The sequence below is a fragment of the Paenibacillus pabuli NBRC 13638 genome (assembly GCF_001514495.1).
Lineage (GTDB): Bacteria > Bacillota > Bacilli > Paenibacillales > Paenibacillaceae > Paenibacillus > Paenibacillus pabuli.
Map to the genome: position 1 here is coordinate 1 of NZ_BCNM01000003.1, position 24,873 is coordinate 24,873.

The following is a 24,873-nucleotide window of genomic DNA, read 5'->3' on the forward strand; positions in this document are numbered from 1 at the left end:
TCCCGTTACTCCAGTGACGCCCGTTGATCCCGTCACTCCAGTGGCACCTGTCGGTCCCGTCACTCCAGTATCGCCTGTTGATCCCGTTACTCCAGTGACACCTGTCGGTCCCGTTACTCCAGTATCGCCTGTTGATCCCGTTACTCCAGTATCGCCTGTCGGTCCCGTCACTCCAGTGGCACCTGTCGGTCCCGTCTCTCCGGTGGCACCTGTCGGTCCCGTTACTCCAGTGGCACCTGTTGGTCCCGTCACTCCAGTGGCGCCCGTTGATCCCGTCACCCCAGTGATGCCTGTCGGTCCCGTCACTCCAGTATCGCCTGTTGATCCCGTTACTCCAGTGGCACCTGTCGGTCCCGTTACTCCAGTCGTTCCCGTCACTCCAGTGACGCCTGTTACGCCCGCAACTACCTGAGACTCACCCAGTAATTCTTGCGAAACCAAGCGGTGAGCGGCCACCAACTCACCCTGGGCACCTTTGCCCCAAACAGAAATTTGTGCCTCTGGAGAAGCTGTATCTGAGGTTGAAAACACAAACTCAAACCCGTCAAAATTGCTATTATAATGTCTGGTTATAACCTGATTAGGCAACACATTAAGCAGTTCTTCTACATATAACGTCCTAACCTCATTAAGGAAGTAACCCATAAGAAGCACACTGAACGCATCTGACGAATTTCGGTTATCGATTTTCACCGTAACGAATTGAGTCGGTCGGGTACCCGTTATCCCTGAAATATTATTCTCTATAGGACCCGTTGACAGAATGGCCATATCTTCACTCCCCTTTGAATTAATGCATTCATTCTCTTAAGGTCCTTCGTATAGCATTATTCAAAAGGTTCTTCATGGTGTGGACAATTCGTAGACTTAATGAATAATCACTTCATCTGCCCTTAAAATGAAATGCCATAAATCAGGACTTAAATGTCATGTTTAATTACAAGGAAACCACAAGAAACCCCAATTCCCACTCCAAATTCAGCACTTGTACCCGAACCACTAAATTGAAAGCGTATTCTAAACTAATGAAATAAATATTTATTCTTCTATAGCTTTAAGATGTACGCTTCATGTCAAAAAATATATACACACTCCATACGGAAAGTTATAATATCAATAATCTCTCTTTGTTCCAAACCGATTTCTTTGCAGATCATGTGTGAGTAGCTATTAACCGTGTATTGTTTCTGAAAGTTATGCTCAAACTGAGGTGATACCCATGAAACACTTACTTCCGGATTTGATGTCTTTATTACGCACCGATAAGAGTATCCTGGATTTAGGACTCACAATGTCTGTCATCCCTTCATCTACAGAGTTGGCAGAGGCTATCCCTCTGTTCAACACTTCACCTTATCTCATGATTCAGGATGATGGACCCCTATTGGGATATATCGCTGTATCCGATGTTCTTTATGCCATGATGAATGCTCATCGCCTCCTGGAGGCTTATTTTGAAACCACGCTGGAGACGGCAGGCTCGGCTCTGACATTAATTAATGAAGAAGCCAAGGTAACCTACTGGACATCGGGGGCGGAGCATGTTTTTTCCATTAACAAAAAAGATATCATCGGAAAACCGGCAGCGGACTTCTTTCCGCCAGAACGCCTTCAATCCCTCAAAACGCTATATACCGGCGAAACGGTATACCGCAAACAACACCAACCAAGAACCGACCTTTTCGCTCTGATTAATGCACGTCCGGTGCAACTGGATGGACGCATTGTAGGTGCGGTTGCCGCCGAAGTGGACATAACAACCGAAATCCGCTTGCATCAGGAGTTATTACATATGACATCCAAAGTCCAACATCTGGAGAAGGCCGTGGCCCGTCTACGCCCGGAGTCTGATCCTTTTGCCAGAATCAAGGGCAGCAGCCTGGTAATGAAACAATGTCTGGACACCATTCGCAAAATCAGTTCCACTTCAGCTACGGTGCTCATTCTTGGGGAGAGCGGAACAGGCAAAGAGCTGTTTGCCAAAGCCATTCACGACCTGCGTGAACCGCAGACAGCTCCATTTATCGCCATTAATTGCGGTGCCATTCCTGCTTCATTATTTGAAAGTGAGTTATTTGGTTATGAGAAGGGTGCATTTTCTGGAGCTGATCCCAAGGGGAAAAAGGGAAAAATCGAACTTGCTGAAGGCGGCACGCTCTTTTTGGACGAAATAGGCGAAATGCCGCTGGAGCTTCAGGTGAAGCTCCTTCGTGTATTGCAGGAGAAGAGTTACTTCCCTGTTGGCGGAACACGCATGAAACACGCAAGTTGCCGGATTATCGCAGCCACCAATCAGAATCTGCTGAGCATGATCTCCCGAAATCAGTTCCGGGAGGATCTCTACTATCGACTGAATGTCATCAATCTCGTTATTCCTCCCCTGCGGATGCGCAAAGAAGATATTTACGAGTTGACACAAACATTCCTGCAAGAATTTTCCTTGCTGTACAACCGTCATATTGAATGGATTCCGCCCGAGGTATTCAAGCTGTTATTCAACTATGACTGGCCAGGCAACGTGCGGGAATTAAGAAATGTGATTGAGCGAATCACCATTCTCACCACGGACGGTGAGGTCAAGCCTGAATACCTGCCGGATACCTTCATCCCAGACAACGAGCTTGTACCAACCATATTGGACGACACGGGACAGCTCCCTTCCCCCTATAAGGTAAAACCAGGATCAGCAGCAAACGCTGCAGGATTGGATGAGTCTGATACCCTCCGTGACGGAGAGCTCCAAATCAAATCAGCATCAGCCGATATAACACCGGGTTCCTATCAGGATCAGCTCGATGCCTATGAGTCGGAACTTCTGCTGCAATATCTGAAAGCCGCCGAAGGCAACAAAAGAACGCTTGCCCGGCAGCTCGGCATTTCCAGAGCAACACTCTATAACCGCATGAAGAGGCTCGGTCTATGACCAGCCTCTTCTTGTGGTTATAATGAATGATACAGAAAATGATCAAGTCTCGATGATGCTGTGGAATCACGCGTCCCTCCCCCCTGTTTACTCTACAAGCTCCAATGATACATGAGTTAACCGATCCAGGCTGGCGAGTCTCTCCACGGAAGTTTTTCCTAAATATGCCGGGGATTTATTCGCACCTTACAGAACACGCGCCAACCGGATCAAAGCCGTTCGCAGATGTCGATAGAACGTAGCCCGACTCATCGAGCAAGCCCGTGCCGCGGCAGTTGGATTGCCAGCATGTGTCCAATAGGCTGCATATAACAGCATCTGATCCTGTTGAGAAATACCGTGAACACGACCCTCCAGCAAGTCCAGCACATGCATCTGTAATTGAAGTCCATCCGCCATGTTATTCACTCGCGCTGCGTACTCATGTAATTCTCCGGGAGAGTGCAGATGAGTCAACAATTTGCGTACATCCTGCTCGGACCAAGGTAACCGATCGATACGCGATGTCCTCTGCGTTACCCCCCCACTCGCTTTTGCATCCGGGTCCAACAAGGACATCACCCAGTCACCGAATTGCCCACTGCGCAGATCCAGATCCAGCACATCCGCCTGATCTGTATACACGTCACATAAGCGAGTTCGCGTTCTTCTGATCTGGAACCCAATGTTCTGCAAAAATAGCTTGAGATACGGATTGGTTGCGACCAAGATGACTCTGGCCCCTTCTCCCAGTAACGACAACCGATCCAGCGACATATAACCCACAAGTTCTTCCCGTTTGTAGCCAGGCACATCATCCCTTGCCGCTGCCAGTACCGCAAAATGGGTATCCGTCTGGTCCGGATCGCAATTCAACTCCTCCGGTGTGAAACACTCTTGCATTTCATTCGGAAAATAGTTGGAAAGCATCCCACTGCTCTCCCGGTGCACGAGCACCGTAATGAACATAGCGATTGGCTCGCCATCCTTGTCACGCATCAAGACAATCCCCTCAGGATAACGGTGTGCAAGTTCATTCAAAAAAGCAGGATAAGACGGCGCCTGCCAGGGCTCCACGCTGTACTCACACCACTGTTGGAGTAATTTTTGCAATGATGGCAAGTCCTCCGCTCTCATTACTTCCAATGGAGAGAACAGTGAATCTGCCGACACATCCGCATATTTCCGATGCTGGAGCATGGATTCCTGACACAAAAGGAGCATTTTCCTAGTGATCTGACGTCTCTCGTGCGGATCTGCTTGTTCATGGAGCGGCTTGAGCAACCCCGCAATTCGTACACGCATGGCTTGCAGACGCTGTGGCTCCCGTTGCCGAAAATCCCGGAGCAGATGCATTCTGGCCATGTCATGCAGCGCCAGCCCATTGGGTCCGGAACGAATGAACGACATGTGCCTCAGAACATTGTATTCTTCAAGCGTCACCTCGGTCTGCAGCACGGAGGCCAACAATTCCTGATTCGCTGTTTCCAGCAGCGTTAATACCTCTACCATTGGATGCAAACGGGGAAGCGTCAATTCAAGCAGCAGCCTTGCGCTTATCTTCTGTGACAATTCGGTCCACTCGGAAAGAGGAATATGCCTGCGCTGATCTGCAGCTTCAACGGCAAGCGCCAGTCCCAGCGGATGTCCATCCGTCATACGTGCAATCGTCCCTGCCATGCTCTTGTTCAATGACCCTGCTGCTGCAATATATTCGGATACTTCTTCACCCGTAAAATGTGGAAGAGGCATCTGTACAAGGCGCTGCCGCAACCTTGGATGTGTTCGCCACGCTGAAGCGGGCTCCGGCCTTGAAGCCAGAATGATCAGAACACCGCATAACGGAAGCTTGGATACGAACACTTCCATGAACCAACTTTCCAGAAGTGCCAGCTCCTCATAGTTATCCACAGCAAGGACCAGCCGTCTCTGTACCGAAGTTTGACTCAGAAGACTCAAGGGCCGAGCACTACTGTCAGTACCCATGGTCTCCAGTCCCAATGTAGAGGACAAATATTCCAGAAAAACTGACGGTGTCGAGCCGCAGGATCTGCCGTCCATCCATATGGCGGTCGCTTCCTGGTTTCGGGCAACGGACAACATCTCGGACAACAAGGAGGATTTACCAATCCCACCCATGCCCGTAACTGAAAAAATGGTTAAAGGTGCTTCTGGATTGTCGAACCATCGGTCCAACATCATCAGTTCTTTGGCTCGACCTATGAATCGTTTTCCATGACCATCATATCTATCGTATTGAACTTCACTACCGTTTCCCATCAGCGTCCTCCGTACTAGGTACTGGTACGTTCCCTAACCTTTATTTCTCACAAAATGAGACTATATTGAGACGCACAGCTGCATATGAAGTGATAAAATCTAGTTAAAAGCCAAATTATAGAAAAATGCACACAACGGCGGTGTACTAACTTTTAACCGGTTTACATACACCTTTTCACCCCGTTGTTCAGCATAATCGATTATTTATTCCGCCGATCGGGCACACCAATCAATGGAGCATTTTGCGTGATGCAAATTGCTGAAGTCCATGAACATCTATCCATTTCGAACTTCATGCTTCCCTTTCATAACCAATACAGCCCGATATTCCAGGAAAGGCGGATATATGTGAAAAAAAACCTCGATATCTGTAATCTGAGCGGACAACTAGGAATCAACCATGAGCGACTTGATGAATGGTTACATCAAAGCGGAGTCTCATCCAAAACAATGGAAACGGGAAATCTTCCGGAACGAAGCTCTTCGCCATATCGTTTGGTTACTCCTACCTCATTATCGCTTGCTCCCTCTTCCGATCAGCCCAAGCTGTTTCGCGGCCGCCGCCCAACTCTTGGCCAATCAGGATTACCGACAGCTTTACGTAACGCTCGCCGCATCAGTAAAAATTGCTAGACTGTGCAGATCTTAAGATGATGCACAGTCTCGATGATCTTGAAAACCTGGTCCATCAAGACGAAAAATCCTGTTCATCCTCGATCATGGCATGAGCAAGCAGCGCCATCTCCAGACAGATTCTTCTCTCCTGATCCATAAAGTCAGGTCCCATTAATTCTTCTAACTTCTCCAATCTATTGTACAAGGTTTGCCGATGTATGAACAATTGAGCAGCCGCATCCCGCTTGGAACCGAAGTTTTGCAAAAAGACACTCAGGGTCTCCACCAGCCTTAGATGATGGGTCCGGTCATACTCAATCAGAACGCCCAAATGGTCATTCACAAAAGGCTGAAGGAACGATTGGGGCAATGCTTTTAACATTTGATATATACCCATACGTTCGTAAAAATGAATATGTTCCAGCCGATCTACGGATCGTGAAACTTCAATCACCTGATAAGCTTCCCGGAGACTATCAGGCATGCCTGTCAAGCGGTTGCGGATTTTGCCAAATCCGGCATGGATCACAACCTGCTTCAGGTTGCGATTCGCAAACCTCTTTACATCACCAAGAATGCCTTCCAACAATTTGACCAGTTGATTTCGCGTGGTTGTCTTGCTCTCTTCCTTGGCACAACATACATATACCTGATTGTTTTTCAGCATGATGAGACTGGACAGATTGTTCTTTTTGAGCAAGGAACGCAGCAGAACCAGAATATCCTGATGGTTGGATTCCATTCGCTCACGGCCAATCCCCTTTAGACGATGCTCCATCTCAATAACCCCGCCTGCAAACCAGTACTGTCCCTTGACCAGCAAACGGAGTCCCATTCGGGTCTGAGCCTGTTCCTCATGAACAATGTTTCCGTTCATTAGATCCTGAATCAGCTCATTCTGGTTGCGCACCATCTTCTCCTCCAGAAACTGAGAGCGCAAAGTCAATGCCGCTGCTGCCTTCGCTGTATAATCGAGCAGCAGCTTGAGATACTCGGCAGGAACTGAAGGATGCATGATCATCCCTACCGCGGAAAAAACCTGCCCAAAACATACGACCGGATGACACAGCAGCACCTGTTCCTCGTCCAGATGGAACCATAATTCGATGTCCGAATCATTGAGATCCAGGTGCTCAACCTCCTGTTCATACCATGTGTAGATCGCTTGCTGTGTCTCCGAAGACAGCTCCGGCACAAAACTGCCCGGTTCCATGGACGAGATATAAACAACCGGCTTGGCTGCGTATTCATGCAGAAGGTTAAGCACAGCCGACATGTCTGTACTCTGTAATGTTCGCTGCTGGAGCTGACGGGAATAGGTTTCCAGGCTCTTCAGCAGCTGGTGTTGATGATTAATCAGCAATGCGTGAATATCTTGCGTAATCTCAACGAAACGGACCGGCTGCTCAAACACGATAAGCGGAAATTGATGCCTGTCAGCCAGTTCAATCAATTCTTGGGGAATGCCATGAATGCTCGTGCCAAACTCCACACATAGCCCCGCCGCTTCGCTCCGAATTAACTGGAGCAGATATTCTTCACGCCCTTCTTCCGATTGAAGCCATAGTCCTGTGGATAAAATAAGATCATGGGGACTTACAAATGGAGAAACATTGGTAATCTCCAACACATGGACCCAGCCAACCTGACGGGATGTTCCCTCATTCCCCGCAGCAAGACTTGCTTTGGCAAAGACGGGGCGAGCCAAGATATCCTTTATCGTAAAAACACGGTCATTTCTCAATATTGATCCCTCGTAGTGTCATTTTTTCTTACATTATAAGCGATGGACAAATGTCCTGAATAGTCTTTTCTCGACATTTTGTTGATTCAAATCCATAAAAGATAGACAGGAAGTAAGATGCAAAACCATGATCCAAGTCATAAACTTGTAGTATAAGCTAACAACCATTAAATGGACGAGGTGCATGGCGATGAGAATCGGAATTCCGAAAGAAATCAAAAATAATGAAAATCGTGTAGCGATGACACCGGCCGGAGCTGCTGATTTTGTCAGAGCTGGTCATCAGGTGATGATTGAACAAGGCGCCGGGCTCGGCAGTGGATTCACAGACAGTGAATATCAATCAGCCGGAGCCGAGCTTCGAGATACGGCTTCATCCGTTTGGGCAGACGCAGATATGATTATTAAGGTCAAAGAACCCCTAGCCAGCGAATACACCTATTTTCGTCCTGGATTGATCCTTTTCACTTACCTGCACCTCGCAGCGGAACCTGCATTGGCGAAGGCTCTGATCGAGAGCCGTGTAACCGCCATTGCTTATGAAACACTGGAGGTCAATGGCACCTTACCTCTGCTTACCCCGATGAGTGAAGTAGCCGGCCGCATGTCGGCTCAGATTGGAGCGCAGCTGCTGGAGAAAACGGAAGGTGGCAAAGGCATTCTGTTATCCGGGGTACCCGGCGTAAGCCGCGGCAAGGTTGTGGTTATCGGTGGAGGCACGGTGGGAACCAATGCAGCCAAAATCGCAATTGGTCTGGGTGCAGATGTGACCATCCTTGATTTGAATCTGAATCGTCTGCGCCAGCTGGATGATATCTTTGGCAATCAGATTCAAACGCTGGTATCAAGTCCATCCAATATTGCGGCGGCTGTTGCGGCAGCCGACCTGCTGATCTGTGCGGTGCTGATTCCGGGCGCCAAGGCGCCCACCTTGGTCAGCGAACAGATGGTCACCACCATGGCACCCGGTTCGGTCATTGTGGATGTCGCGATTGATCAGGGCGGAATTGTCGAGACCATTGATCATATCACGACCCACGATGAACCGACCTACGTGAAGCATGGTGTGGTGCATTACGCGGTAGCGAACATGCCCGGCGCGGTGCCGCGCACATCTACGGTGGCACTGACCAACGCTACCATGCCTTATGCGCTGCAGCTGGCGAACCACGGTGCAGCCGCCGCGATTCGCGGCAGTGCGTCCATTCGCAGCGCGGTGAACGTACTGAATGGACATATCACCTATGAGGCGGTTGCCCGGGATCTCGGGCATGCCTACGTTCCCACAGGACAGGCGCTGGAGAATACCGCCGCGGTCCAGTAATCTTGATATAGCCGTTCCACCCGGCGCCTTCTCGCCCGGCCTGTGGAACGTATAGAAGCGCCTGTCCGGGCAGATCCTGCCCAGGCTGGCGCTTCTTTTTTTATACACATATAAAATCGTTCTTCAAGACTTATTAGTTCAGGCACTTCCGTCTCCTACACTGCACGTTCACTGCACACCTCGCGGAAATTACAGTCCCGGCACGCGCGGCGCGAAGGCATTGGTGTGAAATAGGAGACGTCCTTGGGACGGTTGTAATACTCATCATCCACACAGGAGCGCATCTCCGCAATGTATCGCCCCACGCTCTCCTCCACCTTCAGGATATCCTCTTCCGTTGCTGTAAACTCCCGGTGTGTTCCGGTTAACAGGTACTCCACCCGCAGCTCGATCTGCTCCAGCGGTACCCGGTAATGCTCCCTTACATAGGATGCGTACAGCATCAGTTGATCCGAGAAGTCATCCTCCTTGCCTGTCTTCCAGTCCACAATGACAATGTTGCCGTTGCTGCGCCGATATAACAAGTCCATCTTCACATACACGCGCGTATCGTGCAGCATCATGGTATCCCATTTCTCAATCTCCAAAATATCCGTACTCGCACGGGACAGATCTTCCCAAGTGAGCGTCTGGTACAGATGGCTGACACAGGCCGAAGCTCGTTCTTTGATCGTCGCTATTCGGTCATTCAACGTGTCATCTCCGTAATACATTTCGGACAACATTACCCGGTTCTTGGGGTCCAGCCGCCACTGATCCTGATCCATGGATTCCATATATGCCTGATTCAGCAGCTTGCGCATCGTCTGTTCCAGAAAGTGCTCGCGAGGTTTATCCTTGCCTTCTTCCCTGCTGCGAACCGCCGATTCACACATCCGGTGTGCGAGGTCACCGAACACAAGGTACAGATTACTGAGCTGTTTTAACCGATACAGACGTACCTGCATCTCATCAGCCGACTCTGCCTTCCAGCCGTTATGGGCTCCATAATAATGATAATAATATTTGCGCAGGCACTCATCGAACATACTCGCCCGCGACTGCGAATAAGACCACTGCGGGTATTGTGCCATAAGATATTCTGCCTTTCTGTATGCCGGATCTGCATGAGATCCCTTAATGCTCACAGTATATAGGAAAGGGCAAAAATGCTGCAAGCACCCTTCCGTAATTTTCTTCTAACTGCAACCGTTTCCGATTCAATCCGTAACGTTTATATAGTTACATCACCAAAAGATGAAATTACACAGCAGAACGGATAATATACTAAAAGAGTAAGGACTTTGCTTTGATATAAGATCAAACTTAGATTTACACTAAAACGGAGAGGGCAGAAAAAATCTGAAAAAGGGAAGCGTTCGCCTGAAAGCTTTCTGAAAGAAAGCTACATCGGAAGCATAACGCTTATCACCGGATTTCACCTTTTAGAAAGAGAATCAAAGAAATCTGGGGATAACAGCGATTAAAAGATTATTCTGCACGCGGAGCGGCCGAGTGTAAAACTCATAAGTTGATCTTATATGAAAAAATAATGTACAGGCATATCCTAAAGGAGGCACCACCCATGAATCGACCGGATTGGTTCCAGGCGGAAGAGGCATTACAACAAATCCAAGTCATCGGAAGCGACCGGAATGAGCTCGTGAACATCATTGGCCAGGTAGAAGGACTGAATTGTATTGGCACAGGAACAGATGCGGCGGTATTTACGTATGACGGCTTGCCGCAGTATGCCTTCAAGATGTACTCCGATCACGCCCTGGACAAATTGGAAAATGAAAAACAGGTGTATGAGCAGCTCAAGGGCTTGCCCTATTTCCCCACCTATTACGGCAGCGGCCGAAATATTCTGGTGATCAGTTTTGAGCCTGGGGATACCTTGCTGGAATGTCTTGAAAAAGGAATTCCCGTTCCCGAGCAGGTCATGCTCGACGTGGACGAAGCGCGCGAGGCCGTACGCAGCCGTGGCCTGAATCCGCGGGACATTCACCTGAAAAATGTACTTCTCCAGAATGGACGCGGGAAAGTAATTGACGTATCGGAATACATTCAGGACGGCAATGACAACCGCTGGGAACATCTCGTCTGGGCTTACCACAATATCTATCCCCGGATCAAAGGTACGCCCATCTCTCCGCGTATGCTGCAAACGATCAAATGGGGATACAATCAACTTGACCAGGCCAATGTCAAAATGGACGACCTTTCCAAAAAGGCGAACCGATTATTCTCGAAATTTATGAAATAAACCCTCTGCATACACAGATCATGTTATGTTCTGATCCCCATAAAATAATCCGGATTACTGCCAGAAATGGGAGAGTATCCGGATTTTTGTTTGTACGGAGATAACGCTGAGTCTGCTATTTCAGTCGCCCTTGGGAAGGGGTCATGCCCTTGTATTGTTTATACAGCTTCGTAAAATAATTGGCATTCTCGCAGCCAACCCGGGCGGCGATCTCGGTAATGGTCAGGCTGCTCTCCTGCAGCAGCTGTTCTGCTATAGTCATACGGCATCCGTTCACATATTCCACGAAGGTACGTCCGGTCAGTTTTTTAAACATTTTGCAAAAATGATAGGTGTTTAGCCCCACCTGACCGGCTGCTTCGGTAACAGACATTTTCTCCGTGGGCTCGGCTTCAATCTGCTCGATCAATTGCTTGAACCGCTCCCGATTGGGGAAGTATGATCCGGCCGTTTTGTCTGGAAGTTGCAGTGGCATAAATGTACGGGCAAGCAGCGTGAACAATGCATGCAGCTTCGATTTTACAACGAGTTGGTAGGCTGGTGGCTGTAATGCCATCTCTTCCACGGCTTCGTTCAACAGGGAATAATAGCCTTGGCAAATGGCATCCTGCTCCACCGGTTTCACCGGAAATCTAACCCTTCCCTCCAAATAGGGAGCCACATATTTCAAATGAACGGGATCATGCGTAAAATCATGAAACAGTGCAGGATTGACCACGATCGAATCATAATGTACATCTCCATCTTCCAGTGCATATCCCACGTGTAATGCGCCTCCAGGTATTATAATGACCTCACCTGCGTGAGCCACATAAGGCCTGCTGTCGATATGAAATTGTGCACTTCCCTGTCGCATGACGATCAGTTCAAAGTGCTCATGCCAGTGCAAGTATAAAATGCACTCTTCCGTCTTCATTTCCCGACAACGGTTTTGGAATAATTGAAACGGGTACGATTTATGGTCAATACGGGTATTTTCGTGAAGCGCTTTCAGATCCAGCACGACGTCTATCCCCTCCTCACAAGATCCGACTAATATTGCACAAGATTGTATAGAGCCATCCCGTAGATGCCCGGCTATAATGAGTGTGTCACGAAGTACTATAAGCCAATATTGGAGTGAAATACAACCATGAATAATCCGTTACGCATAGGCACCCTTGTAGGGGGGCACGACGCAGTCCGCGTCATTCCACAGATCATGAAACATGGCTTCGAATCATTTAATCTGACTTTCTGGCAAACGACTGGTGATCTGGATCTGGCCGAAACAGCCAAACGTGTTCGTGAAATCGTAGACGAACAAGGCATTGTCATCTCTGCCGTAAGTGTATTTGGCAATCCGCTAACCGGAACAGGGGATAATGCCGATACACTGGCCAGCTGGGAACGGGTTATTGATCATGCCCAGCTCTTCGGAGCGGATATTGTCTCCGGGTTCACCGGAAGACTAACCGATCAGCCGATTGACCAATCGATTCCAAGGTTCAAGGAAGTGTTTGGAGAATTGGCTCGCCGGGCAGCGGACCGGGGTGTACGCATTGCTTTTGAGAATTGTGATATGGGTGGTACATGGCAGACGGGCGATTGGAATATTGCACATAATCCGACGGCCTGGGAGATGATGTTCAATGCGGTTCCCGATGAAAATATGGGATTGGAATGGGAGCCATGCCATCAGATGTCCAGCCTGATCGACCCGATTCCTCAGCTGCGCAAGTGGGCTAATAAAGTGTTCCACGTACACGGCAAAGATGCCACGATTGCCTGGGATATCGTCAAGGAATATGGCGTGCACGGCCCGCGTGAATTCGTATGGCACCGCACGCCCGGGTTCGGGGATACCAACTGGTCTGATATTATTACCATTTTGCGTCAAAACGGGTATCAGGGAACGATTGATATTGAAGGCTGGCATGACCCTGTCTACAAAGATGAACTCGAAATGACCGGACAGGTGCATGCACTAAACTATTTGAAACAATGCCGTGGTGGGGATTTTGTACCGAATCCGGTATAGAAATGGGATCGCACTAAGTTACATGATATCTACCCGCACAAGCATAGAAAATGAGAAGCACAAGGAGATGATAGGATGAGTCATCCTTATCGGGTAGTTGTGGCAGGCTGTGGGGCCATGTCTAACACCTGGGTCGATTACGCCATGCAAAGGCCGGACACTGAAATTGTAGGGCTTGTCGATCTATATGAACAGACTGCTGCCGCACTCGCTGCGCGGCACGGTCTCTCCTGTCCCACGTTTACAGATATCAGTGAGGCCATTCGAGCAACGGATGCCAATATTGTATTTGATGTCACGATTCCAGCAAGTCATCACAGCATTGCCATGACAGCGTTACAACAAGGATGTCATGTATTTGGCGAAAAGCCGCTGGCGGAATCCTTCTCCGACTGTGAAGATATTGTTCAGACTGCACGCCGTACGGGCAATATTCAGGCTGTGATGCAGAATCGCCGTTTCGATCCGCGCATTCGCGCTTACCGGCAGTTGATCTCGGAAGGAGCAATTGGTCAGGTCGGTTATGCGGGTGCAGACTTCTTTCTTGGACCCCATTTCGGTGGCTTCCGTGACCTGATGGATAGTCCACTGCTGCTGGATATGGCAATACATACCTTCGACCAGGCCCGTTATATTCTCGGTGCGAATCCGGTCTCGGTGTACTGCCACGAATTCAACCCTCCAGGGTCGTGGTATAAGGGTAACGCGATGGCCTTATGCATCTTTGAAATGTCCGATGGCTCGGTGTTTGACTATCGCGGCTCCTGGTGCACCGAAGGTGTGCCTACGTCATGGGAAGCATCCTGGCGCGTAACCGGAGAAAAAGGAACCGCCATCTGGGATGGGCATGATGATATTTATGCTGAAGTTGTCTCTGCTCAGCATCTGGATGCGGAAGGCAAACCATCCTTTTTCCAACCGTGTGAGCGGATCGAAGCAGAGCAGCCTGTCATGGAGAAAACAGGGCATCATGGCTGCCTCGAAGACATGTTCGCTGCGCTGGAATCCGGACAGCTACCTGAGACCGATTGCAGCGACAACCAGTTCAGCATGGCCATGGTCCTTGCATCCCTCGAAAGTGCCCGCACAGGTCAAAAGGTGTTCATTGCAGATCTGCTGAAGACTGTATAGTGTTGAGTTCTTCATTTCCTAACAAGCCAAGCCCAAACTGCGAATCTTCTGCAGTTTGGGCTTTTTGTCTGCTTACTCTTCTATTCTAGAAATGATGTAGGCAAAAAAATGTCATGCCAAATAGCAAACGCAGTGCAGGGGACGAAATCGATTCTGGAGAAACGAAGTGCTCGCCTTTATCACCGGATTTCGACTTTGCAAAAGGCGATCAGGAAATCCGGTGATAACAGCGATCGAAAGAACGATTCGTAACCGGAACGGCTGCTTTGCAGGCAGTTATTTTTTTGAACTTACATCATTTTATAGAATTCCTTTTTTCAGGGCCTTGTACACAAGCTGCGAGAATAGGCTATTAGACCAGGCAAACCAGGGCCTTGTGAACGTGTTCGGATCATCCGAATGAAAACCTTCATGCATATACCCGGTACCTGCATCCGTGTTCTCCAGCAGATCAATCATCTCCAGCATTTCCTTATCATTATCTGCGGTCAGACCCTGCATGGACAGCGCCATATGCCAGATGTATCCGGGCGGAGTATGGGGGCTGCCGATGCCTTTGGCTGCTTGTCCTTCATAATAGAACGGATTTTCCTTGCTCAAAATAAAGCGGCGTGTATTCTGGTACACGATATCCTCGGTGGATGCATACTCCAAATACGGAATGGACATAAGTCCCGGGGTACCTGCATCATCCATTAGGCAAAAGTTGCCGTAACCATCCGTCTCATACGCATAAATCTGCCCATACTCGGGGTGACGGTAAGTACCATATAAGGAAATACCATGTCGTATTTCTTCTTCCAGATGAGCCATCTCGCTGACCAGCTTCTCATCTCGAAATACCCACCTTGCAATCTCCCCCATTTGGCGCAAAGTCACCGCTGCGAACATATTTGCCGGAATATTATAATGAAAATCACATGCATCATCACTGGGACGAAATCCGGACCAGATCATCCCGGTATAGTTGACCGGCATCCCCAATCCTTCGTTGCGGAGCGTATCATGGGCTGGACAATTCCGGCGCATGAATCGATATGGCGACTGCTCGCCATGGCGCTGCTCCGTTTTCCACAGACTGACTACGCTCTCCATTACCCTCTTGAAACGCTCGTCAAATATATCCGTCAATTCCGTCTCACGCCAATACGCATAGGCGAGCCGCATGGAGAAACAAAGTGAATCCAGCTCAAACTTGCGTTCCCACACCCAAGGCGACATCTCTGTCTCATCATTCGCATCCCAGTGCCAGCCATTAGCCGTTTCGTTGAACGCATTGGCATAGATATCGATGTCCGCATAGAACGTATGCCGTTTGATCAGCCCCCCAATGATCCGCTGCAGCTGTTCGTCTTCCTTCGCAAGCGGAACGTAGTGCATCACCTGCTCCACGGAATCACGCAGCCACATGGCCGGGATATCCCCTGTAATAACAAAGGTTGTCCCATCATCCAATAGCTTTGTCGTCGTTTCCAGCGTGTTGGGAAAACAGTTACGGAACTGTGCCAGCAATCTGGGTCTATGCTGCAGTCTTTCCTCAGCCTCGGTGAGAATGTTCTGCACAGCTTCCGGCAACTCCAGATGCGGCATGGGGATTTTCGGTAATCTGAACTGATCCATGGATGTCGTCTCCTTCAAATGAAAGTTTTCCATATTGGTTTGCATCGTTTCATTCAATGATTTGTGCCATGTTGTTATTTTCGTTATGATAAATTATAATAACATTATTATTTGTAAGTGTACTGTGCCCGAAGATGATCGTCAATTGGCAAGGACTGCTTAAACCCAAATAAATAATTTAAACTGAGTATTTACACGATAACGGAGAGGCAGAAAAAATCTGGACAAGCAACGCGTTCGCCTTTATCCCCGGATTTTCCCTTTATATAAGGGATTAGAAAAAGTCTGGGGATAACAGCGATCAGAAGATTGTTCTGCTGGCAGTGATCTAGTGTAAAATCATTCGTTCAACTTGTATAGTTACATATGAAGGAGTAATGAAATGTCACGTAAAGTATCCATCCAGTCGCTGGCTGACCAGCTTGGATTATCCAAATATGCCGTCTCCCGTGCACTTAGCGGCAAGACAGGTGTCAGCGAAGCGACACGCGCCCGTGTGCTGGAATTAGCACGTGCCTTGGGATATCGCCAAAGCACCCCAGGAAGCAGTACTGTTCCTACTACAATCCACGCAGAACAATCCGAGCCCCCATTTGCTCTCATCTGCATGAATCAGCTCAACCGGGGGGAGCCCCACTACTGGCAGCGCGTCCTCTCCGGCATGATCTCTGCCTGTAATGAAAGAGGGTGGCATCATGCCATTGTATCTCCCTCTCTGGGAGTCGCTGATGAACACACGCCGCCAGAACGGGCCATCGCTCCCCACTTGGACTGGGAACGTTGTGCAGGAGTCATCGCCATGGGAGCTTTCCCTCATGCGATCCTGCAACGACTGGCTCAGACAGGCCGCCCCATTGTACTCGTAGATCATCAGGAGCCACTGTTGAACTGTGATACCATCAGCCATGATAATCTGGAAGCAGGCATTACTGTGGCGAGATACTTAATGTCGATGCAGTGCCGCCGCATCGGTCTGATTACGGATGATGGCCGGGCTGCCAGCTTTGCGCAGCGGAAGATCGGCATCGAACTGGCCTTGAACCATTTTCACGCAGACAGCAGTCGTATGACCACGTTCAGAGAATGGAATATTCCTTATGAGAACGGCGAATGGATTGACCAATTGGCTGCCACCATCCAAAACATGCCGGACGACGAACGGCCCGATGCCTGGATTGGCGTCAATGATGATATCGCCTTGCAGTGGATGAATAAGTTGCAGGAAATGGGATTCTCCACACCTGAGGATTGCCTTGTCATCGGTATAGACAATGTGCATGCCTCCGCTGCATCATCCCCGCCCCTGACCACGGTCAACCTCTGCAAAGAGGAACTCGGTCAGCGTGCAATCGAAGCTTTGCAGCGCAGGATTGAACGCCCAGGTACACCGAAGGAAACGGTCATGTTATCGACTACTTTGATTCCAAGGGAATCGGCGTAATCAATGTGGGCGACTTTTCTTAGCATCAGTACAATTTAACTTAACTTATTGCATACCAAAAAGGCCTCGCATGTTATTATGCGAGGCCTTTCATCACTATCTTATGATTCATCCAAGCTTATTCCGTTCCGTTCTTGGCATTCATAACTGTTATTTCTGCCAAGGCAGGCTTGCATACGACGGAAGATCCACTTCCCAATTCACATCACGGTACTCTCGGTTAACTACGGTTCTTTTTAAGGTGAATTTTGTTCCATTTTCTTTGTAAAAACCACGGATGACCAATTTCAGATTGTCTGCAACGTATTCTCCGTTATTATTAGGCTGGCCTGGAAAACCGATTACTTGAACAGGATACTCTTTTCCTTTCGAATCTACGGCCACCCAGTGATCGCCATTAAAAGCATTTCGGAAAGTCCCAGCTCCCTCCAAGACAAGTGAGTAGTTTTTGTCATAGGATTCCCATACCGGTTTGTAATTGAAATCAGAAAATAAAATTTCATCTCCATATTGTTCAAATTGCAGTACGTAGGTGTAAATTTCAGCATCCTTACGCATCTTTTCCAGATCTACTTCCACGGACTTCTCCTCCCGCGCCGGGATGGTGTAGCCATCTAGAATAAAGCGAATCTTCTTCGCATCCACCGTAACATAAGCAGGGTCCCATGTCTCAGAAAGCTTCATTTGACCATCATTATTCTCACTCAGTCTACTCATATCTCGGAGCCGGAATTTGGCTTGACGGGCATTGGGTCTCCTCTCGTTAAAAATTCGATACTCATTCGTTTCCGGGATTTCGATATGATACATGATGTCCATATCTTCCGCCCAATCTTCTCCAACTTTGGCACGCAGTTGATCATCCAAACTGATGTTCATATCAAGGCGGGTCCCATTTGGCGTACGTACAAGCTGTGTCATATCCAGTTTTAAGCCCTCTGGAGTAGTGTAGGTGTTGTTCATGGGAGCCTCAACAGCCAATGATTTGGCTTTGGTCATATCGATATTAAATTGGAAGCTCCAATCCACCGTTGTATTACTTGCTGTAATTTCTCCAGTATTAACATTATAATTATCAGGGATTTTTAAATAACTTAATTCTCCCCGTACAAATACGTGATCTGGAATATCATCATTCAGTTGGAATACAAATCTTTGATACGTCCCACTGCTAAGCCTCGTATCTATCGCCATGGAAGCAACACTGTTCCCTTTTTCATCTGTAACATGAATTCTTCCCGCATCCGGATAAACAACTGGTATCGTGCTGCCTTCAGGATTGCTTTGTTCGGTTATAATAATAATTTGTGAACGATCCACTAGGACATCTCTAATCTTGAGCGTATACCCCTGATCTACAATTTGAATATTCGGGTTAATTACAAGACCAAGTGGCTTCAGACGTTTGTAATCGTCCGTCAGATAATGAGCTCTTACCTCTTCTGGTACAGGTATGTCGGGAAGCCGCTGATTTACGGCATTTACCGTGGGTTGCGTGGATTTTGCTGTGTGATCCAAAGCAAACCATGCCCCTCCCACAAGAATCACAACCGCCGTCGCTGCAATCCCCGTACGGCGCATCCAGTGGGATTTGGAGGCTTTTTTCGTAAATGGATTCCCGTCTTCTGCGCTCTCCATGGTCATTCCATCCAGCTTCCGCATTACCTCATGCGTAAAATCCGCATCCGGTTCATCACGGAACAAATGCTGTCCCCACAACCGATCCTCATCATTTGGAATAGGCTTCATACGTCGATAAACCTCCTTTGCGCTCCATTTGTTTCTTTAACGTTTTCTTCCCTCGGTAAAGTGCATTACGCACTTGTGCGGGACTCATGTCCGTAATATCTGCAATCTCTTCGTAGCTCAGTTCATTCGTATATTTAAGCAGCAGCACCAGCCGATACGATTCCGGCAGTTGTTCCAGCTGGCGATATATTTCACGCTGCATCTCCTTATGCAGCACATGTTTCTCTGGCGTTTCACCACTGGTTTGTTCCAAATCCGTATGAACAGCCGTCATCACAGGCTTCTGCTGCCGCATAAAATCCCGCATCCGATTCACAGCGATGGTGTATACCCAGGACGAGAAACTGCTTCCTTCTCTTCGTGTCGGAAGATAGCGGTAAATCCGAAGAAACGTATCCTGAGCGAGATCCTGTGCATCCGGATGACTCGCACCCATTCCGCGCAAAATGCCAAAGACTTTATTTTTATATCGATCCACGAGCACAGCAAATAGCTGTTTGTCCCCCGCGATAATACGCTGAATGAGCTCCTCCTCTGGTATCTGTTGAGTCATGTAATCCCCCTTCTCTACAGCTTCCATGCATGGTTCTGTACTATATAGACGGACGTACTTCCTGAAACCTCTCACTTTATCCAAAAAAAAGAATTCGCTCCACCCGGTGCTAACCGGACGGGCGAACTCTGCAACCAGTAAAGTTTCATTTTTGCTGCTGCACTTGCTGCACTGTGAAGTTTCTCTTTTTCCGTTTTTCAGTCCTCTCTGCTTTTCACTGAGACAAAATCAGCAAGCTGTGAATAGATCGCTACGATCTCATCCATCGACATACGCACGAGCCCACTGGATGACGGGGCAACAAACTCGTGAATCTCCTTGACGACGGGGTCGTCCTGAAATCCCCATTGCGCTTTAGCACGCTGACTGTACTGGGTGTATACTCCTTTCCCGACAAAACAGGCGATGTCGGGTCGGTATTCCTCCAGCTTTTGCCGTAAAATCTTCCGTCCCTCTGCGTACTCCTCCTTGGTAATATCCTCCATGCCCCTTGTCGGCCGGGCCACAATATTGGTAAATCCATACCCCAGCTTCAGCAGCTCTCCATCCTCTTGTGCATCATATAAACGGGGAGTCAATCCGGAACGTTCAAGAATGCGCCAGAAGCGGTTTCCTTTATAAGCATAATGATGACCTGTCTCTCCAGACGTGATGCTTGGATTGAATCCGATAAATAATATCGATAAACCATAATCCAGATGATCTGGAATCATAATGAAAGGCTCCCTTCTCTTTTTTAGTCATTTACAACTTCCATCTGTGTATAAAATGATATAATGGGTGAGGTATTTTCGAAATCGGACTGAAATTTTCATGAAAAAGGAAGCTGAACTGATGATTGCAGACATCATGCTTGAAGTCGTCCTGCCCGTCTTTCTTCTGATTGCCGTCGGGTCCTGGATGCAAAAGGTGTTCAAGCTGGACTTGTATACCCTCGCCAAAATCAATTTCTATTGTATTACCCCCGCAGCCGTATTTATGAGCATGTATCACTCCGATATGTCGGGGGAGCTGCTCGGAACCGTCACGCTTTTTTACGCATTGTATGTAATTATTCTCTATATTGTGGGGTCTGTGTTCGCACGCTCGCTTCGCATGAATAAAGGCATGAAGGCTGCCTTCAACAACAGTATCATGCTGGATAACGCAGGCAATTACGGGCTGCCCATCAACTCCCTGGTGTTCCGTGGTGATCCGCTGGCCTCTTCCATCCAGGCATTGGTCATGTCTTTACAGGCATTGCTGACTTTCACCTATGGGGTGTTGTCCATTCAGGGAGCGAAGCTCAAAGGCAACTACCGTGCCGTAATCATTGGATTTCTCAAAATGCCCGTTCCTTATGCGCTGTTGCTTGGCATTTTGTTTCATATGGGGAATATTCCACTGCCCACATTCCTGTCCATGCCGCTGACTTACGCGCAGCAAAGTATGGTCGCTGTGGCACTCTTGACACTCGGGGCACAGATTGTTAAATATCCGATCCGCCTGTACCGTCTTGATGTGTATATTAGCACATTTTTGCGTTTGCTGATTGGCCCGGCTATCGGGATTTCCATTGTGCTGCTGCTCGGGTTGCAAGGGATCGCCGCTCAGGCTCTTATTATTGCATCTGGTATGCCTACCGGCGTCAATGCGTCCATTCTGGCCGAGGAGTACGATAATGAGCCAGACTTTGCCGCCCAGACAGTGCTAATCTCGACGCTCTTGAACATCATTACCATTACCGCACTGATTTCGTTTGCGAAGACATTTTGACCTTATACGTATAAAATAACTAGTCCACGCCCCCACATGGAGCTGTGGACTTTATTTTAGCTGAGGAAAAGCCACTGCAACCAAAAAAAGTCCAAACGTACCCATTCTGGGGGTGCGCATGAACCTCTTTTGTTACCTGCATATTCCATCGGATCAAATCCGTTGTACGACTTGCCAGCCAATAAGAACTAAGCTTCACATGTCGTTCGCTCCGGGAACTTGCCGCCCTCTCTGAACAAACATCGAACCAGTCGCTGAGCAGCCCGATTGAAATAAAAACTTGGACTCACTCCCTCGACCTGAACAGGCTCCAACTCTTTCACACTTTCCTTAACCTTATTCATCTCAATGAGTCCCATCTTCCGCTCATTCGGTCCGAATCGATAAATAACCTTTTCATCGTCCTCTGCCTGTTTCACCAGTAGAATCATTGACGCCATACAGGTTACCCCCTATCGTTACGTTGTGAGATTCCAATGATTACTTCCTTACTATTCATTATTACCCAGAACAGACTTGAAACATATAGGGCTTTAGTTATTTATATTAACGTTAAACCTCCTAATTTTAATTATCTTGATTAAAGGATTTTGACGAAAAATATACCAAAAAGCAGGCTTGGAATGACCAAACCTGCCCCATAACCTTACATCCAAAGGAATCCGAAGTCTTTTGCTTCAACTATTCTGTTACGAACGTGGGTCCACCGCTTCAGACTCCATGTGCAAATACGAACGACCTCATACTTTAATCTCAGGCCTCCGCCCACACCTCTTGTAGTGCAAAAAGAAAGATCCGGTCCAATTCTTCATATTGTATAATTTGCTCGTTCTCCATCTGAGAGGCCAATCGTTCAAAATGCTCAATCTTCTCTGCCAAGAAAGCCTGTATCGCTGGAAGCTGCGGCTCCAAATCCAGTTCCTCACCTGCCTTTTTCCGGCGCAGCAGTTCATGGATTTCCGTATAGAGCGGCGCGCTCTGAGGAATAAGCTCTTGTACCAGCTCTTCGAATGCCATCGGCGGCATCGCATCATAACGTTCGATCCAGCCGCAGGCGAGTAATGGGCGCAGCACATAGAAATATTTTTTGATCTTCACCTGCTCCCCCTGCAGATAATCACGGAAATTCCCCTTCGCCATATTCAGATAATGGAACATACAGGACTTCGGTGAGAACGTTAAAGGCGACAATGCACGAATATGCTCCGCCACGCTGTAACGTTCATCATACTGAATCGGGGATTGCAGCCACTCCAACAGTGGCGGATTCGACTTGCGAAACAGCTTTAAGGCCTTGCGCAAATCCCAACCATTAATGTCAAGTTGATCACTGATCGGACGTTCGATTACATCCCTTTGTTCCTCAATCGACAAGTACCATTCCAGTGGTCTGACATACAGAAAACGAACATCGTAATCGCTGTCCTGTGAAGGAAATCCCCACGCTCGGCTGCCCGATTCACAGGCATAGATGATCCGCACCTGCTCCTCCTGTTCAATCTGCTTCAGCTGTCGTCTAATCGTATCTCTCATTTCTTCATGAACATGGGTCATGTCCTTGCCTCCTTCATATCCGATCACATCTCTCCTGGTAGATCTTCATTTCCTCGGTGCATTGTTCTTCGGTTCTATTCAACGTCCATCTCCCGCACCCGATTCGCGAGTGTATCGTATCCTGCCACCGTCTCGGCAATATACGTCAGCACCGTTTCACTCCATCCATAGATATAAAAGGTTTTGCCATCCCGCGGTGGTACCATCGCCTGCTGATAAGGTGCAATATCCACGATAAATGCCTTCAGGTCCGGGTTCATCATCCGGCGATAACGTTCAAGCTCGGCATATAACGGACTTCCTTCATTCTGCTGTTCATCGGTGATCATAATGATCTGATCTACTTTTTCTCCGATATCCCGAAGCTCTCGTACAGGTCGTCCCGTGTCGGTTCCACCCTGTGCGCGAATCCGGTGAGCTTGGGAGAGGATGCTTTCATCCATCTTGGGACGAGCATCTTCAACCATATGGTCGAATAACCAGAACAGCGAGTTGCCTCGTGTTTGTTTATATAGGGCCAGTGCCAGCACCGAACCAATTCGCAAATAATCCCCTTGCATGGATCCCGAGCGATCCAGGAAAATAGCCGTTCTTCCCGGCAGCGCCGGCAGATTGCCAATCGATAGCTCCACCGCTTCCTGCAAAGCGTATCGCAGCTCTTCTCTCGCAATCATCTCATACGCACTGGCGAATCGGAAAGGTAGAATGCGCGACTTGCGCAGGGCTTCCGCATCCGTTAGACGGCCTGTTACGTAATCGATATTTTTCGATTTTTCAAAAACACCCGCCCGATCCATCGCATTCAGATGACGCAGCAATGCAAAGGTCGGCATCTGGGACATCAACGCCTCCCATACCGTTCGTGTCGGCTGCATGATCGATGTAACGACCGAATACGGCAATTTGCCTTTCTCGATCAGGTGCATCCGACTTGCCGGGTTTGGGGTAGCTTTCAGCTTCTCCAGCGCCTGCAGCTGCGGCAAGCCCTCAAGATCCACCTCATGTCCGCGCAAATAACGGAACAAGGCCTGTTGCTTTAGATCCTTCGGCTTGGGATGTGCTGTAGCGATCATATCGCCCAGATTGTATCCTCGTCCGCGGCCATTATATTTAATTGCCCAGTACTCGCTGACACCGTTCAAAAATTGACTCACCTGGCGCTTCACCGCTCGACCGCCCTGCCCTCGACCCGTTCCTCGTAGAATGGTCAGAAAATCGGCCAAGTCAGCCGGAGTCTGTACCACTTGGGAGAACACCTTTGCAAATTGCTCCGGGTCTGCCTTGGACAACACTGCCAGCCCGAATAGGGGTTGTAAGCGCATCATACCTTCATTACGAGCATAAACCAGTGCCCGTGCCATATACCCCACGTCGATCTCAGCCATCTCCTGATGACTGACCATCGCATCGTCCATCAGTTGCTGTGTATCTGCATAAAATGTATTGTTCAATGTATTGGTCATCAATATCTGTATATATTGTTCCTCCACCAATCGCTCATAGGCTCCATAACCATCATAATTGCGTGTCGTTGGCTGAGGTGAATTGAATAATTGTTTCGCTCTGCTCATCACACATGACCTCCCGGTGTGAGTCTGTTCATTCATGTTCCAACATAAAATGTTCCGAGGAAAAAGGTGGGAAGGTATAATACCCGCTCTACCGCTGAGCTACACCGCCATGAACGGCGGCGATTGGATTCGAACCAACGACCTGGTCGATTAACAGTCGAAGTAACCCTCCCTGGCGCCTCGGAACCTTGATCCGCAGAGCTTGTTGCTGCCCCGCTTCACAACCTTATTATGCCTCACACATCTGCACCCGAACATGGCGAAAGTATGGCGACGTACCCATTTCATAACTCATGAAAATATCGTTTTTATTCAACCTCCATAAGTTCGAAATGAAACCAGCCACCCATCCTGATACAATGAAGA

General features: G+C 48.5%; 19 protein-coding genes and 1 pseudogene. 8 read left to right on the forward strand and 12 right to left on the reverse strand.

Annotated features, from left to right (window positions below):
• Nucleotides 1-771 (reverse strand): annotated as a pseudogene (locus PPA03S_RS34480) (YVTN family beta-propeller repeat-containing protein); the annotation flags it as partial.
• Nucleotides 772-1,219: 448 nt separating this feature from the next.
• Between PPA03S_RS34480 and PPA03S_RS05535 the strand changes: the two are divergent.
• On the forward strand, nt 1,220-2,923 hold the full coding sequence (locus tag PPA03S_RS05535) for a sigma-54 interaction domain-containing protein (RefSeq protein WP_062320700.1): 1,704 nt from the start codon (nt 1,220-1,222) through the stop codon (nt 2,921-2,923).
• 186 nt (nt 2,924-3,109) lie between these two features.
• On the opposite strand, the gene PPA03S_RS05540 is transcribed toward PPA03S_RS05535, so the two are convergent.
• A complete protein-coding gene (locus tag PPA03S_RS05540; RefSeq protein WP_062320702.1) occupies nt 3,110-5,182 on the reverse strand; it encodes an nSTAND1 domain-containing NTPase in 2,073 nt (690 codons plus the stop codon).
• 348 nt (nt 5,183-5,530) lie between these two features.
• Here PPA03S_RS05540 and PPA03S_RS32760 point away from each other — a divergent pair, with 348 nt between their 5' ends.
• Nucleotides 5,531-5,815, forward strand: a complete 285-nt coding sequence (locus PPA03S_RS32760; RefSeq protein ID WP_157283969.1) for a hypothetical protein — start codon at nt 5,531-5,533, stop codon at nt 5,813-5,815.
• A gap of 55 nt (nt 5,816-5,870) precedes the next feature.
• Here PPA03S_RS32760 and PPA03S_RS05545 read toward each other — a convergent pair whose 3' ends face one another.
• Nucleotides 5,871-7,541, reverse strand: coding sequence for a PucR family transcriptional regulator (locus PPA03S_RS05545; RefSeq protein ID WP_062320704.1), 1,671 nt, complete (start codon nt 7,539-7,541; stop codon nt 5,871-5,873).
• Between the two features lie 190 nt (nt 7,542-7,731).
• Here PPA03S_RS05545 and ald point away from each other — a divergent pair, with 190 nt between their 5' ends.
• Nucleotides 7,732-8,865 carry an alanine dehydrogenase gene (ald, locus tag PPA03S_RS05550; protein WP_062320706.1) on the forward strand — a complete coding sequence of 378 codons (1,134 nt, stop codon included), beginning with the start codon at nt 7,732-7,734 and terminating at the stop codon, nt 8,863-8,865.
• Between the two features lie 155 nt (nt 8,866-9,020).
• Here the strand turns inward: ald and PPA03S_RS05555 are convergent, their stop codons facing one another.
• The gene (locus PPA03S_RS05555; protein WP_062321243.1) at nt 9,021-9,938 is read right to left on the reverse strand and encodes a PD-(D/E)XK nuclease family protein; all 918 of its coding nucleotides are present in this window, start codon (nt 9,936-9,938) and stop codon (nt 9,021-9,023) included.
• 491 nt (nt 9,939-10,429) lie between these two features.
• Between PPA03S_RS05555 and PPA03S_RS05560 the strand changes: the two genes are divergently transcribed.
• Nucleotides 10,430-11,113 carry a hypothetical protein gene (locus PPA03S_RS05560; RefSeq protein ID WP_062320708.1) on the forward strand — a complete coding sequence of 228 codons (684 nt, stop codon included), beginning with the start codon at nt 10,430-10,432 and terminating at the stop codon, nt 11,111-11,113.
• A gap of 115 nt (nt 11,114-11,228) precedes the next feature.
• Here the strand turns inward: PPA03S_RS05560 and PPA03S_RS05565 are convergent, their stop codons facing one another.
• Nucleotides 11,229-12,116 (reverse strand): helix-turn-helix transcriptional regulator, encoded by an 888-nt coding sequence (locus tag PPA03S_RS05565; protein ID WP_062320710.1) that lies wholly within the window; start codon nt 12,114-12,116, stop codon nt 11,229-11,231.
• 129 nt (nt 12,117-12,245) lie between these two features.
• Here PPA03S_RS05565 and PPA03S_RS05570 point away from each other — a divergent pair, with 129 nt between their 5' ends.
• Together PPA03S_RS05570 and PPA03S_RS05575 are read left to right on the forward strand one after the other, a co-directional pair.
• Complete coding sequence (locus tag PPA03S_RS05570) at nt 12,246-13,133, forward strand: sugar phosphate isomerase/epimerase family protein (protein WP_062320712.1); 888 nt, start codon at nt 12,246-12,248, stop codon at nt 13,131-13,133.
• Nucleotides 13,134-13,208: 75 nt separating this feature from the next.
• A complete protein-coding gene (locus tag PPA03S_RS05575) occupies nt 13,209-14,264 on the forward strand; it encodes a Gfo/Idh/MocA family protein (protein WP_062320714.1) in 1,056 nt (351 codons plus the stop codon).
• Nucleotides 14,265-14,564: 300 nt separating this feature from the next.
• Here the strand turns inward: PPA03S_RS05575 and PPA03S_RS05580 are convergent, their stop codons facing one another.
• Nucleotides 14,565-15,884: a glycoside hydrolase family 125 protein gene (locus tag PPA03S_RS05580; RefSeq protein ID WP_062320716.1), complete on the reverse strand. Its 1,320-nt coding sequence runs from the start codon at nt 15,882-15,884 to the stop codon at nt 14,565-14,567.
• 382 nt (nt 15,885-16,266) lie between these two features.
• On the opposite strand from PPA03S_RS05580, the gene PPA03S_RS05585 reads away from it, so the two are divergent.
• Complete coding sequence (locus PPA03S_RS05585; RefSeq protein ID WP_062320719.1) at nt 16,267-17,325, forward strand: LacI family DNA-binding transcriptional regulator; 1,059 nt, start codon at nt 16,267-16,269, stop codon at nt 17,323-17,325.
• A gap of 150 nt (nt 17,326-17,475) precedes the next feature.
• Here the strand turns inward: PPA03S_RS05585 and PPA03S_RS05590 are convergent, their stop codons facing one another.
• From PPA03S_RS05590 to PPA03S_RS05600, 3 genes are all read right to left on the reverse strand, one after another.
• A complete protein-coding gene (locus tag PPA03S_RS05590) occupies nt 17,476-19,074 on the reverse strand; it encodes a DUF4179 domain-containing protein (protein WP_062320721.1) in 1,599 nt (532 codons plus the stop codon).
• Nucleotides 19,055-19,627 (reverse strand): RNA polymerase sigma factor, encoded by a 573-nt coding sequence (locus tag PPA03S_RS05595; protein WP_062320723.1) that lies wholly within the window; start codon nt 19,625-19,627, stop codon nt 19,055-19,057. Before PPA03S_RS05595 ends, PPA03S_RS05590 begins: the two co-directional genes overlap by 20 nt.
• A gap of 197 nt (nt 19,628-19,824) precedes the next feature.
• Nucleotides 19,825-20,340 carry a mismatch-specific DNA-glycosylase gene (locus tag PPA03S_RS05600; RefSeq protein ID WP_062320724.1) on the reverse strand — a complete coding sequence of 172 codons (516 nt, stop codon included), beginning with the start codon at nt 20,338-20,340 and terminating at the stop codon, nt 19,825-19,827.
• 121 nt (nt 20,341-20,461) lie between these two features.
• Between PPA03S_RS05600 and PPA03S_RS05605 the strand changes: the two genes are divergently transcribed.
• Nucleotides 20,462-21,382 (forward strand): AEC family transporter, encoded by a 921-nt coding sequence (locus tag PPA03S_RS05605; RefSeq protein WP_062320726.1) that lies wholly within the window; start codon nt 20,462-20,464, stop codon nt 21,380-21,382.
• Between the two features lie 188 nt (nt 21,383-21,570).
• Here the strand turns inward: PPA03S_RS05605 and PPA03S_RS05610 are convergent, their stop codons facing one another.
• The 3 genes from PPA03S_RS05610 to PPA03S_RS05620 all read right to left on the reverse strand — a co-directional run bounded on the left by PPA03S_RS05610 (nt 21,571) and on the right by PPA03S_RS05620 (nt 24,507).
• The gene (locus tag PPA03S_RS05610) at nt 21,571-21,822 is read right to left on the reverse strand and encodes an RNA-binding protein (protein WP_062320728.1); all 252 of its coding nucleotides are present in this window, start codon (nt 21,820-21,822) and stop codon (nt 21,571-21,573) included.
• Nucleotides 21,823-22,135: 313 nt separating this feature from the next.
• Nucleotides 22,136-22,936 carry a nucleotidyltransferase domain-containing protein gene (locus tag PPA03S_RS05615; protein WP_062320730.1) on the reverse strand — a complete coding sequence of 267 codons (801 nt, stop codon included), beginning with the start codon at nt 22,934-22,936 and terminating at the stop codon, nt 22,136-22,138.
• 74 nt (nt 22,937-23,010) lie between these two features.
• Nucleotides 23,011-24,507, reverse strand: a complete 1,497-nt coding sequence (locus tag PPA03S_RS05620; RefSeq protein WP_062320732.1) for a TROVE domain-containing protein — start codon at nt 24,505-24,507, stop codon at nt 23,011-23,013.
• Nucleotides 24,508-24,873 lie beyond the last annotated feature (366 nt).

Coding starts and splice junctions, on each gene's coding strand:
- PPA03S_RS05535 (WP_062320700.1), top strand. CDS start 1,220: ATGAAACACTTACTTCCGGATTTGATGTCTTTATTACGCACCGATAAG.
- PPA03S_RS05540 (WP_062320702.1), bottom strand. CDS start 5,182: ATGGGAAACGGTAGTGAAGTTCAATACGATAGATATGATGGTCATGGA.
- ald (WP_062320706.1), top strand. CDS start 7,732: ATGAGAATCGGAATTCCGAAAGAAATCAAAAATAATGAAAATCGTGTA.
- PPA03S_RS05555 (WP_062321243.1), bottom strand. CDS start 9,938: ATGGCACAATACCCGCAGTGGTCTTATTCGCAGTCGCGGGCGAGTATG.
- PPA03S_RS05560 (WP_062320708.1), top strand. CDS start 10,430: ATGAATCGACCGGATTGGTTCCAGGCGGAAGAGGCATTACAACAAATC.
- PPA03S_RS05570 (WP_062320712.1), top strand. CDS start 12,246: ATGAATAATCCGTTACGCATAGGCACCCTTGTAGGGGGGCACGACGCA.
- PPA03S_RS05575 (WP_062320714.1), top strand. CDS start 13,209: ATGAGTCATCCTTATCGGGTAGTTGTGGCAGGCTGTGGGGCCATGTCT.
- PPA03S_RS05580 (WP_062320716.1), bottom strand. CDS start 15,884: ATGGATCAGTTCAGATTACCGAAAATCCCCATGCCGCATCTGGAGTTG.
- PPA03S_RS05585 (WP_062320719.1), top strand. CDS start 16,267: ATGTCACGTAAAGTATCCATCCAGTCGCTGGCTGACCAGCTTGGATTA.
- PPA03S_RS05590 (WP_062320721.1), bottom strand. CDS start 19,074: ATGAAGCCTATTCCAAATGATGAGGATCGGTTGTGGGGACAGCATTTG.
- PPA03S_RS05595 (WP_062320723.1), bottom strand. CDS start 19,627: ATGACTCAACAGATACCAGAGGAGGAGCTCATTCAGCGTATTATCGCG.
- PPA03S_RS05600 (WP_062320724.1), bottom strand. CDS start 20,340: ATGATTCCAGATCATCTGGATTATGGTTTATCGATATTATTTATCGGA.
- PPA03S_RS05605 (WP_062320726.1), top strand. CDS start 20,462: ATGATTGCAGACATCATGCTTGAAGTCGTCCTGCCCGTCTTTCTTCTG.
- PPA03S_RS05610 (WP_062320728.1), bottom strand. CDS start 21,822: ATGGCGTCAATGATTCTACTGGTGAAACAGGCAGAGGACGATGAAAAG.
- PPA03S_RS05615 (WP_062320730.1), bottom strand. CDS start 22,936: ATGACCCATGTTCATGAAGAAATGAGAGATACGATTAGACGACAGCTG.
- PPA03S_RS05620 (WP_062320732.1), bottom strand. CDS start 24,507: ATGAGCAGAGCGAAACAATTATTCAATTCACCTCAGCCAACGACACGC.